The sequence below is a fragment of the Candidatus Omnitrophota bacterium genome (assembly GCA_013791745.1).
Classification (GTDB): Bacteria; CG03; CG03; order CG03; family CG03; genus CG03.
Map to the genome: position 1 here is coordinate 1 of VMTH01000024.1, position 2807 is coordinate 2807.

General features: G+C 53.0%; 3 protein-coding genes. All 3 read left to right on the forward strand.

The annotated features are described in order from the left end of the window. The coding region (locus tag FP827_01115) for a molybdopterin-dependent oxidoreductase (GenBank protein MBA3051685.1) at nt 1–1981 on the forward strand (1981 nt) is incomplete at its 5' end. Next, entirely contained in the window at nt 1972–2454 is a 483-nt protein-coding gene (locus FP827_01120) for a (2Fe-2S)-binding protein (GenBank protein ID MBA3051686.1), read from the forward strand. The genes FP827_01115 and FP827_01120, both read left to right, overlap by 10 nt. Next, nucleotides 2451–2807, forward strand: a 357-nt coding sequence (locus FP827_01125; GenBank protein ID MBA3051687.1) for a molybdopterin dehydrogenase, incomplete at its 3' end; no start/stop codon positions are given. The genes FP827_01120 and FP827_01125, both read left to right, overlap by 4 nt.

Genomic DNA, 2807 nt, shown 5'->3' on the forward strand with positions numbered 1-2807 from the left:
CGGAAACATCGCTAAATTCCAGGGCCAGGCCGTAGGCCTCGTCGCCGCCGAAGACCCTGCCACCGCGCGCAGAGCCGCCTCTATGGTCAAGATAAAATACAAAGAGCTTCCCGCTGTTTTTGATGCGCTTGAGGCGATGAAGAAAAAAAGCCCGAAGATATACGGGAAAGACAATATCTTCAAAAAATTCACCGTTAAAAAAGGCGACATAAAAAAAGCCCGCGCCGAGATAGAGGTTGAAGACACATTCACGACGAATTATCAGGTGCACGCATATCTTGAGACGCAGGGCGCCATAGCAGTGCCCCGCGACGACGGCGGAATGGATGTTTACGGCTCCATGCAGTGCCCTTTCTATGTGCAGGATGCCGTGGCAAAGGTGCTGGGGGAGACTTACAACAAGGTGACGATAATACAGCAGACGACCGGCGGCGCATTCGGCGGAAAAGAGGATGTGCCGTCTATAGTGTGCGGACACGCGGCGATGCTCGCGCGTTTAACCGGAAGGCCGGTCAAACTCATATACAGCAGGGAAGAGGATTTCCAGTCAATGTCCAAAAGGCATCCCGGCTGGGCGAGGATAAAATACGGCGCCACGAAAAAGGGCAAGATCGTCTCCTGCAGGGTGAAGTATGTCCTCGACGGCGGAGCTTTCGCCACGCTCAGCCCTATAGTCCTGTGGAGAGGCACCGTTCACGCTTCGGGGCCCTACGAGATAGACAATGTGCTCATTGAAACATACGCGGCCGCGACCAACAAAGTGCCCTGCGGGGCTTACCGCGGTTTCGGCCAGCCGCAGATATCTTTCGCCAATGAGTCGCTTATAGATATGCTCGCCGGGAAGCTGAATATGGATCCCTCGCGCCTGCGTGAGATCAATGCCATAAAAAAAGGCGGCACGACGGCTACAAATCAAAAGATAACGGAAAGTATAGGATTGCTCAAAACATTAGCTCTGGCAAAAAAATCCGTCGGATGGTCAAAAAAATGGAAAAAACCGTCATTGAAAAAAGGCATAAAAAAATACGGTATAGGTATGGCATCCTCAATTTACGGTGTCGGTCTGGGCGCAGGGGGGCAGCATCTGGCCAAGAGCGGTTCTTTTGTGCAGATTGAACCTGACGGAAGCGCGCTCATAGCCGTCGGCAACACCGAAATGGGGCAGGGCGCCCGCACAGTTCTTTCGCAGATAGCCGCCGAAACTCTGGGAGCGCCTTACGAGCTTGTTGACATGATGCCCACCGACACATCCAGGGTGCCCGATTCAGGCCCCACCGTGGCCTCGCGCACAACAGTTATGAGCGGCACATCCGTTATGAACGCCTGTAAGGTCATACGCGCCAGGATTGACAAAGTTGTCAGAAAAGAACTTAAAGTAAAAGGTAAGGTTTTATCCGAAAATGGTTTTTATAAAATAGGAAACAAGAAGGCGCCTTATGCTGAAATCATAGCCCGATGCTGGGCTGAAAGAGTGCATCTGAGCCACGCCGGATGGTTCCGTGTTGAGGGAACCACATTCGGAGAAAAAGACGGGCAGGGGGATCCCTATTTTGTTTACACATGGTCGACGATGATAGCCGAAGTGGAGGTTGACACCGAAACAGGCCTTGTGGAAGTCCTGAATTTTGTGAGCGCTCACGATATAGGCAAGGCCATAAATCCGCGAGAGGTGGAAGGCCAGATACAGGGCGGCGGCCTGCAGGGAATAGGGTACGCTCTTTCGGAAAACCTTGTGATAGACAACGGCCGGATGATGAATCCCAATTTTACCGGTTACATAATACCCACTATTGAGGATTCGCCCGACATAAAACCGATAATAGTTGAGGAAAAATATCCCAAAGGGCCCTACGGCGCCAAGGGCCTCGGCGAGCCGCCTCTAATATGCGCGGCTCCTGCGATAGCCAACGCCGTTTACAACGCCACGGGAAAACGCATCAAGGATCTTCCCCTGATACCTGAGAGGGTGAAATGCGCGTAAGTTTCAAAATAAACGGAAAAAAAGTCACGCTGGATGCCGCTCCGGAAGCGAGGCTGCTGGATGTCATACGGGAAGACCTGGGCTTGACGGGAACTAAGGAAGGCTGCTCCAAAGGCGAGTGCGGCGCCTGTTCGGTCATCGTTGACGGCGAGCTCGTTGATTCCTGTATTTTTCCTGTGGCGCAGGCGGAAGGCCGCGAGATAATCACCATAGAGGGGCTGAGCTCCGGCGGTAAACTGCATCCCATACAGAAAGCTTTTATAGACGAGGGGGCGGTCCAGTGCGGTTTCTGCACTCCGGGAATGGTCTTGGCGGCGAAGGCGCTGCTGGATAAAAAGAGCAATCCATCCGATGCGGACATAAAAGAAGCGCTGTCGGGCAATCTCTGCCGCTGCACGGGTTACACGAAAATCAAGAACGCCGTAAAAAAAGCGTCGCAAAATGGTGAGCTGGGCCGAACCAAAAAAAGATGAAAAAATTTATAAGGATCAAAAGCCTTGCCGAACTGGGAAAGCTGAGGGAGAAATGCGTCTTCCTCGCCGGCGGCACGGACATATATGTGGCGCTCAACGACGGCGCTCTGGAAGACGAGGTGCTCTGCGATATATCTTCGCTCAAGGGCCTTGATAAGATAGAGCTCAAAGGCAAAAACATCAATATCGGAGCTCTGGCGACTTTCGCTTCCATAGCAAAATCGCCTGTCATAAAAAAATACGCCGCTTGTTTGGCGGAGGCCGCCGCTACTGTGGGATCTCCCCAGATAAGAAACCGCGCGACGCTCGGCGGCAATGTCGCCAACGGCTCTCCGTCGGGCGACGCCATCCCC

Excerpts from the sequence above, each read along its gene's own strand:
- FP827_01120 (MBA3051686.1), top strand. The coding sequence starts at position 1,972 with ATGCGCGTAAGTTTCAAAATAAACGGAAAAAAAGTCACGCTGGATGCC.